Source organism: uncultured Marinococcus sp., assembly GCF_947493875.1.
GTDB lineage: Bacteria > Bacillota > Bacilli > Bacillales > Marinococcaceae > Marinococcus.
Map to the genome: position 1 here is coordinate 26,348 of NZ_CANLSU010000014.1, position 13,605 is coordinate 39,952.

General features: G+C 39.1%; 13 protein-coding genes. 8 read left to right on the top strand and 5 right to left on the bottom strand.

Annotated features, from left to right (window positions below; translation table 11 throughout):
- Positions 1-61 precede the first annotated feature (61 nt).
- Positions 62-1,102 (bottom strand): proline racemase family protein, encoded by a 1,041-nt coding sequence (locus Q0757_RS16225; RefSeq protein WP_298789163.1) that lies wholly within the window; start codon positions 1,100-1,102, stop codon positions 62-64.
- Positions 1,099-2,280: an FAD-binding oxidoreductase gene (locus Q0757_RS16230; RefSeq protein WP_298789164.1), complete on the bottom strand. Its 1,182-nt coding sequence runs from the start codon at positions 2,278-2,280 to the stop codon at positions 1,099-1,101. The genes Q0757_RS16225 and Q0757_RS16230 overlap by 4 nt, the downstream gene beginning before the upstream one ends.
- A 113-nt stretch (positions 2,281-2,393) precedes the next feature.
- On the opposite strand from Q0757_RS16230, the gene Q0757_RS16235 reads away from it, so the two are divergent.
- The 3 genes from Q0757_RS16235 to Q0757_RS16245 are packed head-to-tail and all read left to right on the top strand — an operon-like array spanning position 2,394 to position 4,268.
- On the top strand, positions 2,394-2,678 hold the full coding sequence (locus Q0757_RS16235) for a (2Fe-2S)-binding protein (RefSeq protein ID WP_298789165.1): 285 nt from the start codon (positions 2,394-2,396) through the stop codon (positions 2,676-2,678).
- Complete coding sequence (locus tag Q0757_RS16240) at positions 2,671-3,003, top strand: (2Fe-2S)-binding protein (RefSeq protein ID WP_298789166.1); 333 nt, start codon at positions 2,671-2,673, stop codon at positions 3,001-3,003. The genes Q0757_RS16235 and Q0757_RS16240 overlap by 8 nt, the downstream gene beginning before the upstream one ends.
- A complete protein-coding gene (locus Q0757_RS16245) occupies positions 3,003-4,268 on the top strand; it encodes an NAD(P)/FAD-dependent oxidoreductase (RefSeq protein ID WP_298789167.1) in 1,266 nt (421 codons plus the stop codon). Before Q0757_RS16240 ends, Q0757_RS16245 begins: the two co-directional genes overlap by 1 nt.
- A 91-nt stretch (positions 4,269-4,359) precedes the next feature.
- Here Q0757_RS16245 and Q0757_RS16250 read toward each other — a convergent pair whose 3' ends face one another.
- From Q0757_RS16250 to Q0757_RS16260, 3 genes are all read right to left on the bottom strand, one after another.
- A complete protein-coding gene (locus Q0757_RS16250) occupies positions 4,360-5,790 on the bottom strand; it encodes an aldehyde dehydrogenase family protein (protein WP_298789168.1) in 1,431 nt (476 codons plus the stop codon).
- 15 nt (positions 5,791-5,805) lie between these two features.
- Positions 5,806-6,687, bottom strand: a complete 882-nt coding sequence (locus Q0757_RS16255) for a dihydrodipicolinate synthase family protein (protein WP_298789169.1) — start codon at positions 6,685-6,687, stop codon at positions 5,806-5,808.
- Positions 6,688-6,760: 73 nt separating this feature from the next.
- Positions 6,761-8,494 (bottom strand): sigma-54-dependent Fis family transcriptional regulator, encoded by a 1,734-nt coding sequence (locus tag Q0757_RS16260; protein WP_298789170.1) that lies wholly within the window; start codon positions 8,492-8,494, stop codon positions 6,761-6,763.
- Between the two features lie 188 nt (positions 8,495-8,682).
- Here Q0757_RS16260 and nhaC point away from each other — a divergent pair, with 188 nt between their 5' ends.
- The 5 genes from nhaC (at position 8,683) to Q0757_RS16285 (ending at position 13,443) form a co-directional block, all read left to right on the top strand.
- Positions 8,683-10,131 carry a Na+/H+ antiporter NhaC gene (gene nhaC / locus Q0757_RS16265; protein WP_298789171.1) on the top strand — a complete coding sequence of 483 codons (1,449 nt, stop codon included), beginning with the start codon at positions 8,683-8,685 and terminating at the stop codon, positions 10,129-10,131.
- A 344-nt stretch (positions 10,132-10,475) separates the two neighbouring features.
- Positions 10,476-11,072: a biotin transporter BioY gene (locus tag Q0757_RS16270; protein WP_298789172.1), complete on the top strand. Its 597-nt coding sequence runs from the start codon at positions 10,476-10,478 to the stop codon at positions 11,070-11,072.
- 3 nt (positions 11,073-11,075) lie between these two features.
- A complete protein-coding gene (gene bioB, locus Q0757_RS16275) occupies positions 11,076-12,086 on the top strand; it encodes a biotin synthase BioB (protein WP_298789173.1) in 1,011 nt (336 codons plus the stop codon).
- Between the two features lie 223 nt (positions 12,087-12,309).
- Positions 12,310-12,948, top strand: a complete 639-nt coding sequence (locus tag Q0757_RS16280) for an HD domain-containing protein (protein ID WP_298789174.1) — start codon at positions 12,310-12,312, stop codon at positions 12,946-12,948.
- 111 nt (positions 12,949-13,059) lie between these two features.
- Complete coding sequence (locus Q0757_RS16285) at positions 13,060-13,443, top strand: hypothetical protein (RefSeq protein WP_298789175.1); 384 nt, start codon at positions 13,060-13,062, stop codon at positions 13,441-13,443.
- Positions 13,444-13,605 lie beyond the last annotated feature (162 nt).

A 13,605-nucleotide genomic window follows, 5' to 3' on the forward strand; every position in this document is an offset into this window, starting at 1 on the left:
TTCGAATTAAACAATTTGGGCTACAAAAATTTTATAGAATTGGTTTATATTTTTTAGTGAATCAAGTCGAATGTTGTACGGAAATATCCTCTATTTGATTTAAAAGAAACCCTCGACGAAAAGGATCATTAGGATTGATAAAAAACTGATGCATACCAGTCACCCATGCAGTACCGGCAATCGTTGTTTCAACTCCTACTTGAGCACCCACAGTCGTTTCATTTATTACTTCGCCAACGAACGTACCTCCAACAATACTTTCGTGCGTAAAGGGCTCTAGCAGCTGAATTCCCCCTTTTTTATATAGTGTAGCCAATTTGGCAGAAGTGCCTGTCCCACATGGAGAACGATCTATACCCAAGGGTGGAATAACCACGGTATTTCGAATATCTGCTTCCTTGCTGTGAGCTGGTTCGTAAAATTCGATATGCGTTAGTTCATTAATATAAGGCTTTGTGGGATGACTAATGTTATGTTCTTGATTTATTAATGTACGAATTTGCTTAGCTTTTTCAAGAATTTCCATACTACTTTCGGGTATAAGTTTTAATCCAACATCTTCGGCGCGAATAATGGCGTAAAAGTTTCCGCCGTAGGCGATATCGCAAAGAATAGGAGCATTTGCATAAGGAGTTTGTACTTTAATGGTGTCAAAATGAAATGCAGGAACATTTTTAAATTTCACTTCTTGAGCTTCTCCGTTTTTTACTTTAATGTCCACATCTACGAGTCCGGCAGGCGTTTCTAATGTTAAAGATGTTTGAGGTTCTACTGCCGGTATTCTCCCTGTCTCTATTAGTGCAGTGCAAAATCCAATGGTATCGTGACCACACATTGGAAGGTAACCGCCAGTTTCAATATATATAACTCCGACATCTGCTTTAGGATTACATGGTTCAAGCAGTATGGCTCCAGACATCACTTCATGGCCCCTCGGTTCATACATTAAAACTTCCCTTACCCAGTCATGGTTTTTTTTCATATCTAGCATTTTTTCTTCGATACTTTCACCTTTCAAGGCTGGCACACCACTTAGGATGGTTCTTGTTGGATTTCCGGCTGTATGACTATCAATCGTATGAAAAACATTGGTGTAATTCATCCTTTAACACTCTCCTTTTGAAATCTTTCAATAGATAATGGTTCAAGTGGTACGCTGCTTTTAACACCTTGAATCAATTCTTGTATCAATTTGCCAGTTATGGCAGCTAAGCTGATACCATCTCCCTCGTGCCCAGCAGCAACATAGAAACCAGAATAGCCTGAAACTTCAGAGACAATAGGCAAATGATCAGGCGTCCAGGGTCTATGGCCAGCGTAACTACGGATCATAAGCATATCTTTTAAAATTGGATAAAATCTGGTTGCACGTCTAGCTATTGCTTTGACTACCTGGTAATTAACAGAGGAATCCATGGAGGCGAATTCCCGACTGCTCCCAAGTAAGAAATTTTGACTTTCTGTTGGTTCAAAAACAAGAGCAACCCCATACTTTTTTAATTCTGAATCTACTTGGCGTTCACCTCCAAATTTAGATAACAAATAACCAAATTCCATTACTTTTCGATTTCCAATTGGCCGATCGCGAGAAGCTACAAGGATGTGCCCTTTGCGAGGTTCAATAGGAACATTGATATTTTCGTCCAACAAGTGAGTAATATGAGGGGCCCAAATACCAGCAGCATTCACAATTCTTTTAGTTTTTATAGTTCCTTTATCTGTTTCCACTTGATAAGCGTCGTTCACTTTTTTTATGGAAGTAACTGTAGTATGAGTACTAAGGAAAGCTCCCTGCGATGTTGCTCCATTCATTAAAGCATAAGTGAAAAGGTAAGGGTTCACAGTAGCATCGCTGGCGCACTCAAGGCCTCCTAACAGGTCATCGGCAAAATATTTTGATTCGTTTCTTAAGTCCTCTTTATCTAACATTCGAAAGGGAAGGTTATGTTGCTTTTGTTGATCTACCCATTGCTGGGCCGCTTTCATTTCTTCTTCGGTTTCACAGACAAGAATACTCCCTGGGTTTCGGTATTCAAATTTTTCAGGTAAAGTTTTGCTTAAATCTGAAACTAGTTTTTGGCTTTCCGTAGACATCAAGCTATCAAAACCTGGATCCTTATCAATAGCGAGTATATTGCCATCACATTTGGAAGAAGTGCCTGCGGCGATCTCTTTTTTTTCTACTACTTGTACATCCAGTCCTGTTTTTGAAACATAATAAGCTATAGAAGCACCTACGATACCTCCACCGATAATTAATACATCACATTTCTGCTTCATGCTTCTCGCCTCCCTTTCCTTATTCATAAGTAATGCAATTTTTATGCCAAAGAGTTTATAAAATAAAAAGTTGGCTTAAAATTTGCATGTATTAAAGAAAAGGAGGAAGTAATATGAGCGAAAACAACTTTACTGTCTGTAGGTGTGAAGAAGTAAGTTATCAAACATTAAAAGAGACAGCTCAAACATATGGTTGCTCTTCAAGAGAATTGAAACTACGAACGAGGGCAGGAATGGGAATATGCGGAGGACGAACTTGCAGACCGATGGTTGAAGCTATCAGTAAAAACGTAGGAAAAGCTTCAGCTTTTGCTTCTAGTGAAGAAGTCCCCCTTAAGTATCAGCCTCCAGTAAGACCTATTGGTTTTGATTTTGAAAGAGGTGAATATAATGAATGAACGCATTTACGAACATCCCGTATTAGAAAATATAGAAAAGGGCAGCCTCATTCCATTTATTTTTAATGGAAAACAATTAGAGGCTAGAGAAGGAGAAACGGTAGCAGCAGCATTGCTAGCAAATGGTATCCGAAAATTACGAGTGCAGGAAGCTACGGATGAGCCAAGGGGAATCTATTGCAATATTGGTCATTGTTTTGAATGTCGTATGAAAGTAGATCAAAAAAATAACACACGTGCTTGCTTGACGATGGTTAAGCCACATATGCAAGTAGAAACGCAGGGTAGTTTGCCAAAACCATTTGAGAACGATGGAGGGATATAATGGAGACACGCCAAGTAGATGTTGCAATTATTGGTTCTGGGCCAGCCGGGCTCGCTGCAGCTATTGAATGCGCTACTTATGGTCATCATACTATTGTGATCGACGAATTTATGAAAAAGGGAGGAAGATTATTAGGCCAATTGCATGAAGAATCAAAAAATGAATGGTGGAATGGAATCGAAGAGTCAGAGAAATTAAATGAGAAAGCCGTGGAGGCCGGAGTAGAATTTTATATGGAAACTTCTGTGGTCAATATCGATAAAGACGATAATTACTGGGTAATTGAAACTTCTAAAAAAGCATTCAAGAGTTCTTGTGTGTTGGTAGCTACGGGTGCAGCCGAGTCGCCAATTGCTCTGCCAGGATGGACGTTGCCAGGCGTCATGTCTATTGGAGCTGCTCAAGTGATGACCAATGTGCATCGTGTAAAGCCAGGTAATAAAGGCATCATTATAGGTATTAACGCTCTTACCATGGCTATTGCCCGAGAACTGCAACTAGCCGGTGTGGAAGTAGAAGGGATTTATACAAGTCCATATGAACCGAATATCGACGCTATGAATAGTACACCCAATGATGCTTTGGATGAAATGGGGAGAATGGCTGGCCTTGCCCCCACCATATTTTTAAGGATGGGCAGTTATTTTATCGGCTCGGACTGGTTAAGAAGGCGAGTATTACAGTTTTATCCTTCAAAAGGAATATCTGTATGGGGTATTCCTATTCATTTTAATAAAACAGTGCAGCAAATATTTGGGAGAGAGCAAGTCGAAGGCGCTATGATTCATAAAATACACGCGGATGGGGAAATTGCCAAGTCTAATTACGACCAAAAAGAGCTCGATTTTGTCTGCATTTCTGGAGGTTTATATCCTTTAGCGGAGTTAGCAGCTATTGCTGGATGCTCCTTCTATAATATACCTGCATTAGGAGGATATGTGCCATTACACTCTGAAAAGATGGAGACCACAGTAGAGGGTCTCTTTGTAGCTGGAAATATTACTGGAATTGAGTCTGCCAAAGTAGCTATTGTCCAAGGTACCACTGCCGGACAGAGTATATCTAAATTTTTAGATAAAGAGTCTAAAACTTTAGACGAAAGAATTGAAAATAGTATTCGACTTCAGAAACAAATAAGAGCAGAAGCTCCTATTCAATTTCATCCAGACATACAATCTGGAAGAAAGGAAATGCAGAAGCTTTGGAAGGAGCACGTGGAACAAGCAGCATCTTTCAAAAAACAAGAACAGATCTCGGTTAAATGAAATCAGTTAATCCTATATCAAGCAAAAAAACGCCTCCAGAATAATTTCGGAGGCGTTTTGCTTAGTATAAAACTACTTTTACCTTAAAGTTTTATTGATATTTGATGGCGCATGTTTTGGTTTCTGAATAAAATTGAAGCGCCGCTTGACCTTGTTCTCGTGTATGCGAACTTGAATCTTTCATACCACCAAATGGGGCTTGATATTCGACCCCTGCGGTCTCTAGATTTACGCGAACCATTCCGGCCTCTAGCCGATCTAAGAAAGAAAAGGATTGATTCAGATTTTGCGTAAAGATAGAGGCGCTTAGACCGTAATCAGTGTTATTGCAAACATCGATAGCTTCATTGATATCTTTAGCTTTACGAAGCACAATCAATGGACCAAATACTTCTTCATTCCAGGCTGGATGGGTTTCATCTAAGCCTTCGACAATCGTAGGGCGAACATAATATCCGTTAGCATCAGGAATGTCTCCTTGGGAGACGACCGTTCCGTCTTCCGTGCTTTGGGCTATATAACGACTGACTTTATCGTATTGAGCCTTTGAAACTACAGGCCCAAGATAACAATGTTCTTGATCTGCTGGCGTAACCTGGACGTCTTTCATCGCTGTCGCCAGCTCTTGTTTAAATGATTCATAAGCAGCATCTTCAACAATCACCAGACTTGTAGCTGTGCATTTTTGTCCCGCCGAGCGAAATGCTCCACTCAATACAGCATGAGCTGCTTGGGAAAGATCAGCATCAGCCATGACAATTGCTGGGTTCTTCCCTCCCATTTCTGTTTGAAATTTAATATTGCGCTGAGCGCATGTTTGCCCGATGGCTTTACCAACCTTTGTAGATCCTGTAAAACTAACAGCGTTGATGTTCGCCTGTTCTACTATATAATTTCCTATTTCTCTACCTCTTCCTAAAACGAGATTGATCAATCCTGATGGAAAACCAGCTTCATTTAAGATTTCTGTCATTTTACTTGCGGTTAAATAAGCGTTTTCCGCTGGCTTCCATACCACTGCATTTCCACAGACAAGAGCAGGAGCAATTTTCCAAACGGGGATAGCTACCGGGAAGTTCCAAGGAGTAATGATTGCTACTACACCAAGTGGTACCCTTTTAGCATACTGATGAACGCCTGGAGCACTAGCTGGTATCGTGTCTCCATCTGGACGTACGCCTTCTGCTGCATAATAACGAAAAAGCTGTATGGCTCGTTGAACTTCTCCTTTCATTTCTTTGATAGGTTTGCCCATTTCTTTAGTAGCGAGCGTAGCGAGTTCATCAGCATATTGATTTATGAGTTGTGCTGCCTTATACAACACAGCGCTTTTTTCAGCGCCGGTTTTCGATACCCATTCTTTTTGAGCTTGTTTGGCTGCCTCTGCCGCTTGATTTACGACTTTTTGATCGCTTAAAGTAACTTCCCCTACGAGTTCTTCAATATTGGATGGGTTTGTGATTTGAATAGTTTCCCCGTCTTTTTTAATTTGATCGTTTACGACGCTATGGCCTTGTAACATGCTTAAACCGCCTTTCTAATTTAATATAAAACTTTTAGCTGTTTCGAAATCTTTTTTAATATCTTGATAATACGTTTCATTTAAGGACAAACGTGGAGGACGAGTAGGGCCACATGGGCGTCCCGCGAGCTCCATCATGTACTTAATTGATTGTACTAATTGAGGGTTCGCATCGTAATGAAATAATGGTAAAAGTTTTTGATATAGTTCAGTGCCTTTTTCGATTTCCTTCTCCTTCCCATAATTGAATAATTGTTTTCCTTCTTTAGGAAGAGCGTTTGGTACGCCCGAAATCCACCCTGTGGCCCCCATTAATGCTCCTTCAAATGCTAAATCATCGACGCCAATCATGACTTCTAAATTAGTCAATCTTAGAATATCTTGAACACGTCGTATATCTCCGGAAAATTCTTTCACGCCCAGGACATTATCGAACTGAGATATTTCTTGTAACAATTCTGGGGTTAAGTCCGTAGGATAATCGTGTGGGTTATTATAAGCTACGATTGGCAGGCCGACTCCTGACAGTGCCTCATAATGAGCCAGAATTTCGTTTTTTAATGGATTATAGTTTATTGGAGGAAGAGCCATTAAACTCGTGGCCCCATTTTCTTTGGCATGTTCTGCCCAGAACACAGCTTGTTTTGTAGAAGGAGCTCCAGTACCTACCATCACTGGTACTCTATCTTTTGAAATTGCTAATACGGTCTCGACTACTTTTTGCCTTTCTTCCACCGTAAGAGTAGCGTACTCTCCCAGTGATCCTCCCGGGATAAGTCCATCAATTCCGTTTTCTATTAACCAATCGCAATGGTTTTGAAGTTCCTTGTAGTCTACCTCATGGTTATCTTTAAATGGTGTAACTAATGCAACATGCACGCCTTGAAAAATCGACATGTTATTTCCCCTCCTTAAATGTATAAGTACAATCTATGTATATGCAAAAATGATGCCAAGTTTGTACTTGGCATCAAAAAAGGTTTGAAAGTTGGTGCTTATTTATTTTGTTGTACATGGTTGCTCTTGAAATGTTCAAATCAGTAGCTGCTTTATTAATTGCCCCAGCATGTTTTTCAAGGCATAGTCGGACAATGTATTTTTCAAACTCCGCCATTTGCTGGTTCAAACTTTTTTGGTCATCGATTTTAAATTCTGAAGTTGATAATAAAGAATGTTCTATTTCAGTTGTTTCTAGTTTTAAATATTGTATTTCTTTTGGAAGATCGTGAGTAGTTATAGTTTCATTGTCTAAAAATATAATTACGTTTTCAATAACATTCTTTAATTCTCTAATATTCCCAGGCCAAGTATATTCAAGCAATCGTTTCATAGCACTTGGTTCAATATGATGGAGGATACGATTATACTTTTTTGTAAATTCATAAATGAAATTGTGAGTCAAATCTAAGATATCTTTTTTTCTTTCTCTAAGAGGCGCGATATCTAAGGTCACAGTGTTTAATCGGTAATATAAGTCTTCGCGAAAACGATTTTCGTTAACTTCTTCTTTTAGGTCTTTATTTGTCGCAGCAATAATCCGGCAATCAACCTGCTTCTCCTTAGTGCCTCCAACTGCATAATATGATTTTTCTTGAAGTACTCTTAATAATTTAACTTGCATTTCTAAAGGCATTTCTCCTATTTCATCTAAAAACAAGGTACCTCCTCGAGCCAAATCGATTTTTCCTTCTTTGCCTTTATTCAAAGCTCCAGAAAAAGCGCCTTTTTCATAACCGAAAAGTTCACTTTCAAATAAGCTAGAAGCTATGGCTCCGCAATTTAATGCAATAAAAGGAGCTCCATTCTTTTCTCTTACATAATGAAGAGATTTCGCAAATAATTCCTTTCCTACGCCGGTTTCTCCGCGTATAAGTACTGTAGCAGGTACATTTTCCATTTTTCTTATTTTTTCTTTAGTTGCTTCGATCTTTTCACTATGACCTTCTATCATAGAGAAAGGGTTCGTGCTACTTTGAATCTTTTCTTCTAAGTCATTTATCGTTTTGTTAGCTTTCGATAATTGTTTATTCAATCTTACGTAATTTGTAATATCTGTTTCAGCTGCGATTGCCCCTACTATTTTCCCTTCAACAGTAATTGGATTAGTGTTGATTAATACCACTAAATCTTCTCGAGGTTGATGCTGATGTCTATAATAACTTTTTCCATATTGGAAAGATTCATATAATTTTAACATTGAGGTATCAAAAAATTCGGTCATTTTCTCGCCTAGTATATCTTTTTGTTTAATGGAAAAGATCTCTTCTGCCCCTGAAGTCCATACAAAAGTATTTTCTTTTTCATCAATCATGGATACAGAGCTGTCTATGGTTTCTATCATAGTTTCGAAGCACGATTCTATAAAGGTATATCTAGAATATATTTTGGAGGAAATATTGCTCGTACTTATAATCCCCTCGGGTTTATGATGCTCATTGAGCAATACAACAAAGTCTTCCGTATCCAGCAAAGCTGCGATAGATGCGTTAATCTGGAGAGTCGGAACTTTTTTTGAGAAGGCCTGAATAATTTTCTTCGTGATTTGTAACTCTGAATTGTTCATATAAACGCAATAAAATTCATTGTTTTCTTCATAAAAATAAGTGCCCTTGCTTGGTTTCTCTGCTAATACAGCGTTTAAAGAGGAGAAAATTTGATAACTGTGGTCTATAAATTCATGTAAGCTAAAGCTAAAATTCTTCACTCGTATTCTCCTTTCTAATTGTTTAGATAATTTTAATTATTTTCTAACATAATAGACATGTCAAGTGCGTTTATATTCGAAATAATAAAAAGATTCATTTAAATGAAAGCGCTATTTTTTCATTTTGCAATTGGCATGTAATTTGCAAGTAATAAAGCAAGCAAGATAAATTTATTAGGAGGGTAACTATGAGGAAGGAAATAAAAGATCCGTCGGTAAAACAAGTTTTACTTGTAATGGTACTATTTATATTAATCATGTTTAGTTTCATGAATTGGTTTGGATTACCTATACAGTTAGCTCTTTTAACTTCTTGGTTCATGTTAATGGCTCTAGGGTTGTGGCTTGGAAGATCATATTCATTCATGCAAAGTGGACTGCTTAAAGGAATATCAGATGGAATGGAAGCAGTTTTAATTCTTATTTCAGTTGGGGCATTAATCGGGAGTTGGATTGCAAGTGGTATTGTGCCAAGCATTATCTACTATGGTCTTTCTGTTATGAACCCTTCGATTTTTTTACTTGCAGCAATGATTATCTGTGCTGTGACTTCTTTAGCTACTGGCACATCATTTGGCACGATAGGAACAGCAGGGATTGCTATGATTGGTATTGGTCAAGGATTTGATATTCCTCTTCCGCTTGTTGCAGGGGCAGCTATATCTGGCGCTTATGTCGGGGATAAACTTTCACCTTTATCTGATACTACGGTGATGACTGCTTCTTTAACCAAAGTAAACATTATTACTCATATCAAATCAATGTTGTATGTGAGTGTACCAGCGTTTATTATTTCAGGGCTCCTCTTCCTTTTAACCGGTTTATTCTATGTAACTAACTCTGCTGACTTAACTCAAGCTACTCAAACTATGAATGCGTTGAACGATCAATTCCAAATTAGTTGGTACATGTTAATTCCTCCTGTAATCATTATTAGCTTACTTGCCTTAAAGCAACCAGCAATACCAACAATCATTTTTGGCTCACTATTAGGCGTTTTGTGGGGATATTGGTTCCAAAACATGGCATTTTTAGATTCAATTAATACTGTTTATGAAGGATATAGTACAAATTCTGGGGTACCTTTTATTGATAACCTACTAAATAGCGGTGGTATTGTATCAATGCTGGAAGTGATTTTATTAATCCTACTTGCACTTGGTTTAGGGGGACTGATGGAATCCATTGGAGTATTAAGGACCATCGGAAACACACTAGCGAAATGGGCAACAAATTCCGGGAAATTAACCACATCTACTATGCTATCCGCTTTTTTTGGCAATTTCTTCGGAGGCGCAGCTTACGTTTCTGTTATCACAGGTAGTAAAATAACAGAAAAAAACTATGAAAAGTTAGGTATTGAGAAGCGTGTTTTATCAAGAAATACTGAGGCTGGAGGTACTATTACGACTCCGATGGTTCCCTGGTCTGATGGTGGTGTATTTATGGCGGCTACATTAGGAGTAGCTACTTTAGCATATTTACCATTCTTATGGTATCACTTTCTAGTAATCATAATTAGTTTAGTATATGGCTTCACAGGCAAATTTATATGGTATACAGATGCTACCTCACCAGAAATAGAACAACCATCTGAGAAATCCTCTATTTCTGCTTCTGGGAAAAAGAAAGCTTAAAAACAATAAAGTAACACGGACTGAGAATTAATTTCTTTAGTCCGTTTTTTCTTTTTATTAATAGAATTCAGTGATTTTAGCTTCTGCTAACTAAAAGTAATGACATTTTTCAAAAATATACTTCTCCTATAAAAATTTCTTCCCTACTGGTACCTAGACTTTTTCCAAACCCAACGCTAACTAGAAAACATAATTTAACGACGTGGTTAACTTAGAGAACGTAATTTTGTTAACCATTTTAATTATTTGGTTTACAATATGATTTTGTCCCTATATACTAATGGGCAAATGATTTTATTGTGAAAGAAACATCCTTGTTAACGTACTACAAAAGGAGGGAGTTCATGATTCAGTCACGACTACACGGCTTTGTCTTAGCCGCCTTGTTTGCGGCTTTAATGATGATTGGAGCAAATATCACGTCCATCGCTCCGATTTTTGTGATTGGCGGGGTGCCGATTACGCTTCAAACAGCGGTATGTATTTTAGCCGGCCTGCTGCTCGGCAAAAAATATGCTCCGATTGCTATGGTTTTGTACCTGCTGATCGGCCTCGCCGGGATGCCGGTATTTGCCCGTTGGTCGGGAGGACTTGATGCGGTCATTTCACCGACATTTGGCTTTTTACTTTCTTATATTCTTGTAGCTTACGTAGTTGGTGTTTTATCCGAACAAAAACGTTCACTCACGGCCTTTAGTGCAGCCGCACTTATAGGCACAGCGCTGAATTACCTCGTTGGGACGAATTGGATGTATATGGCCTACGAATGGTGGTTTGCCGCTCCGGGCGGATTTTCGTACACCACGGCCTGGCTGTGGATGCTTGCACCGATGCCGAAGGATATTCTATTAGCTGTGGGAGCAGCCTGGCTGGCGCGCCGCCTTCTGCGTATTTTACGAAAAACAGAACGAGGAACAAACTCATCAAAAGGAGCTGCATAACCCATGGGCACATTCTGGATTGAACGGGCCAGAGAAATACAACAAGGAAAACATTTAACAAGGGAGGAAGCAGCTGCCTTTCTAAAGGAACCTGGGGAACGGCTGCTTGAGCAGCTGGAAGCGGCCTATCTGCTCCGATCGCATTACTATCAGAACCAGGTAAAATTAAATATGATCATCAATACAAAGTCCGGTCTCTGCTCGGAAAACTGTGGTTACTGTGCTCAGTCCATTGATTCCAAAGCGGTAATTTCCAAATACCGTATGATGCCTTCCAAAGAAATCGTCCAGGGAGCCCGGGAGGCGGAAAAGCGTGGAGCCGGGACCTACTGTATTGTGGCAAGCGGTCGCGGTCCCTCAGAAAAAGAGCTTCGGATCGTGGAAGAAGCAGTCGAAGAAATTAAAGCCACGAGCCAGTTAAAAGTATGCGCCTGCCTGGGAATTTTAAAGGAGGGTCAGGGCAAGCGGCTGAAAGCAGCTGGTGTAGACCGTTACAACCATAACGTCAACTCTTCGGAACGTTTTCACGAAAATATTGTTACCACTCATACATATGAAGACCGGACGGGAACAGTGAATGAGGCTATCCGGGCAGGCATCTCCCCCTGTTCGGGATTAATCGCCGGCATGGGGGAAAGCCACGAGGATATTATCGATGTATTGTATGCCTTAAAAGAGATCGGTGCTGATTCCGTGCCAGTGAATTTTCTTCATGCGATTGAGGGTACAGCTTTTGAACACCAGCCGGGCCTGCGGCCAGAGGAGTGCCTCCGCATTTTAGCGCTTGCCCGAATGATTCTTCCCTCAAAAGAAATCCGGGCAGCCGGCGGACGCGAAGAAAATTTAAAGAGCATGCAGCCGCTTGCTTTGTATGCGGTGAATTCGATTTTTCTGGGCGATTATTTAACAACGCCGGGACAGGCGTGGAAAAAAGATCTTCAAATGATTGAGGACGCCGGGTTTAGAATCGAAGAAAACGCGTTTACCCAAAGTGCTGAGATGTACTCTTCATAAGCACATAGATAGTTTCCTGCTCCGTGGCCGCAAAAGAGCTTCTCCCTGTTCTTGCTGCCAGCTGAAAGTAAATAGCCAAAGCTTGCCTTGTTAAAAAACGCGAATACCAAGATCGAAGCCATTGTACCTTTTTAAACGGAAGAACGCTTTAACTATTTAAGGTTTAGCAAAAACTTTTAATGGGGAAAATATTTATATTATATTTTTATAAGGAGTCTTTCTAATGATTAGTAATTTGGACGAAATTAAAGTGCCAAATAGTAAAATTATTCAAGACGCACAAGGCATCGTAAAAGAATATGGTAATGAGTTAATTTGGAACCATTCAAATAGAGTTTATTTATTTGGAGAAATAAAAGGTATGCAAGATAATTTGAATTACGATAAGGAATTGCTTTATATTACGGCTTTGTTTCATGATTTAGGTTTAACAGAACAGTACAGTAGTAGTGACTTAAGGTTTGAAGTAGATGGCGCTAATACTGTAAGACAATTTTTAGAAACATATAATTATCATGAGCATGATTTACAACTAGCTTGGGATGCTATTGCTTTACACACAACGTTAGGAGTAGCCGAACATAAAGAAGATAACGTGGCATTGTTGTACCATGGCGTAGGTATGGATGTCATGGGAGATAATTGGGAACAATATGCTAATGATATAAGAAAAGCAATAGTCAATAAATTTCCTAGAGGAGATTTTAAGCATGATGTTATAAAAGCTTTTTACGATGGGTTTAAGCATAAGCCTGAAACAACTTTTGGAAATATAAAATCGGACGTTATCAAATATTTCGAACCAGAATATCCTCAGAATAATTTCTGTTCATGTATATTACGTTCAAAATGGGATAGCTAGACCTTCCCATCTATTATTTTCAGCCCTTAGTTTTAACATTAAACTGAGGGTTTTGATTTTATGCTTAGTTGTTTTAAGAGCTGTGCTCTATAAACATTTAACAAAGTAGAAATGTGGCACGATGATGCTTCAGGAAAGTATTCTAACTTTAATTCTGATGCTCCAGATTACAATTTGCGTGGGCACTTTTATATGGATGAAAATGGCGAATTTGAAGTGAAAACTATAACGCCGATTCCATATTTCATTCTGGCGGATGGCCCTACAGGAGAAATTCTGGCCTATGCAGAACAACATTCTATGCGGCCTGCCCATCTTCATATCATGTTCATTGCCGATGGCCATGAAATATTGATTACACAGGTTTTCTTTGACGGTGATGAATACCTTGAAACAGACGTTGCTGAAGGGGTTCGTGATGATCTTTTGACGAAACTCGAACGTAAAGGTGATTATAACGAAGCTTCATTAGATTTTGTAATGAGAAAGGAATAGAATAATGTTTAAAGATTGGTAGAGACTTTGCGGTAATATAAATAAATGATTATAAAGGGAAGAGTGACGTCTCTAGGGCCTCTTCCGGGACCGTCAATAATTTTGTGTAAACGGCTGTCCTCTTCCAGCCTTGAAGTTAACCCTGCCGTTGAAACATATCTT

Excerpts from the sequence above, each read along its gene's own strand:
- Q0757_RS16225 (WP_298789163.1), bottom strand. The coding sequence starts at position 1,102 with ATGAATTACACCAATGTTTTTCATACGATTGATAGTCATACAGCCGGA.
- Q0757_RS16230 (WP_298789164.1), bottom strand. The coding sequence starts at position 2,280 with ATGAAGCAGAAATGTGATGTATTAATTATCGGTGGAGGTATCGTAGGT.
- Q0757_RS16235 (WP_298789165.1), top strand. The coding sequence starts at position 2,394 with ATGAGCGAAAACAACTTTACTGTCTGTAGGTGTGAAGAAGTAAGTTAT.
- Q0757_RS16240 (WP_298789166.1), top strand. The coding sequence starts at position 2,671 with ATGAATGAACGCATTTACGAACATCCCGTATTAGAAAATATAGAAAAG.
- Q0757_RS16245 (WP_298789167.1), top strand. The coding sequence starts at position 3,003 with ATGGAGACACGCCAAGTAGATGTTGCAATTATTGGTTCTGGGCCAGCC.
- Q0757_RS16250 (WP_298789168.1), bottom strand. The coding sequence starts at position 5,790 with ATGTTACAAGGCCATAGCGTCGTAAACGATCAAATTAAAAAAGACGGG.
- Q0757_RS16255 (WP_298789169.1), bottom strand. The coding sequence starts at position 6,687 with ATGTCGATTTTTCAAGGCGTGCATGTTGCATTAGTTACACCATTTAAA.
- nhaC (WP_298789171.1), top strand. The coding sequence starts at position 8,683 with ATGAGGAAGGAAATAAAAGATCCGTCGGTAAAACAAGTTTTACTTGTA.
- Q0757_RS16270 (WP_298789172.1), top strand. The coding sequence starts at position 10,476 with ATGATTCAGTCACGACTACACGGCTTTGTCTTAGCCGCCTTGTTTGCG.
- bioB (WP_298789173.1), top strand. The coding sequence starts at position 11,076 with ATGGGCACATTCTGGATTGAACGGGCCAGAGAAATACAACAAGGAAAA.
- Q0757_RS16280 (WP_298789174.1), top strand. The coding sequence starts at position 12,310 with ATGATTAGTAATTTGGACGAAATTAAAGTGCCAAATAGTAAAATTATT.
- Q0757_RS16285 (WP_298789175.1), top strand. The coding sequence starts at position 13,060 with ATGTGGCACGATGATGCTTCAGGAAAGTATTCTAACTTTAATTCTGAT.